General features: G+C 68.6%; 2 protein-coding genes. Both read right to left on the reverse strand.

Features of this window, described 5'->3' with window-relative positions; translation table 11 throughout:
* Positions 1-298 (reverse strand): DUF1707 domain-containing protein (locus AB0M95_RS41025; protein ID WP_363777215.1); only part of this gene is annotated, 298 nt, incomplete at its 3' end.
* A 386-nt stretch (positions 299-684) separates the two neighbouring features.
* On the reverse strand, positions 685-1,329 hold a 645-nt coding region (locus AB0M95_RS41030; protein WP_363777218.1), incomplete at its 5' end, for a transposase.

Here is a 1,329-nt window from a genome sequence, read left to right on the forward strand (position 1 = left end):
GGGCGCTGATGCGCGGCGGCACCCGCCAGCGGCCCTCCTGGCGGAGCTTCCCGCTGATCGTGTGCAGCCGGAGCTCGGCTCCGGCGACCTCACCAGCGGAGACGAGGGCGGATGAGGACTGCGGCAGGTCGGCCACCACCTGATCCAGCTCGCCTAGGGTGCGTGCCGCGTAGGTGCGGTCGATCCGCTCGGTGAGCTCCTCAAAGTCGATCCGTCCCTCGCTGACGGCGATCCTGAGCTGCTCGGCGACTCGCTCGCGGTCATCGTCCCCTGCGCGCACGTGCTGGCGGTCGATCATCGCGTCCCCCTAGAAGCGTATGAAGGCACCGTGCGTCGAAAGGCCCTGAACTCGGCCGGCCCGGCAGACAGGGGTTGTGAGCCGACGCGCCATATGTGATCTTCGCGAGGACGACACATCCTGGAGTCACGGGACTGAGTGTATGGCCGTAAAGTACCGCTTTTCGCGCCACTGGTAGAAGCACCGGCCGTACGGCATAGGAGCAACCCCGTTCTCCAGTGAGCCAGGGTGAGAAACGAAACCTGGATCTTCGATCGCCCCCGACCACGACAGACCTGAGCCACCCCGGCCGTCTTAGCCGCCCCAAGCCCTCGGGCTTGGAGCCTCTCTATTGAACTCCTCTCCGGCCTGAAGTGAAGGCCGGAGGTTCTCCCGTCGCGTCGTGGTCAAGCGGCGCGCGGGGGTTGACGCTTCACAGACCGGGCAGCCCCGAGGTCTCCACGTCCTGACACCACAGTCCCTGCGGCGTTGCGAATGTTGATCGCGGCGTTGGTGTCGGCGTGGCCGGTCCACCCGCACGCAGGGTTGGTGCAGGAGAACCGGGTGCCGTCACGGGAGGCCGCATCGCGGTGCCCGCACCGGTGGCAGGTCTGCGAGGTGCCCGGGGCGGGCACCTTCACCACCAGCCCGCCGCGATCACGGGTCTTGTACTCCAGCAGGGCGACCGTACGGCCCCACGCCTCGCCGCTCATGGCACGGTTCAGCCCTGCCTTCCGCGTCACGTTCCGGCCGGGTCGCTCGATCGTGCCCGTGGCGGAGCGGACCATGTTCGTGATCTTCAGATCCTCCACCACGACCACGCCGAAGGTGCCCGCGAGTTCGGTGGTGGTCTTGTGCTGCCAGTCCACGGCCCGGCGCTTGGCTGTCGCGCGGGCCTTGGCGATCTGGTCATAGGTGCGGGTCAGCCGTTTGGACGTGGGCCGGCCGGGAATGCGGGTGCGGCGCCGGCGGGCGGACTTCTTCTCCAGGCGGCGCAGGTGTTCCTTCTCGCCGCCGGTGAGCCAGGGCCCGTGCTCACGCGGGGTGCCGTC

It is taken from the genome of Sphaerisporangium sp. NPDC051017 (genome assembly GCF_040683095.1).
Lineage (GTDB): Bacteria > Actinomycetota > Actinomycetes > Streptosporangiales > Streptosporangiaceae > Sphaerisporangium.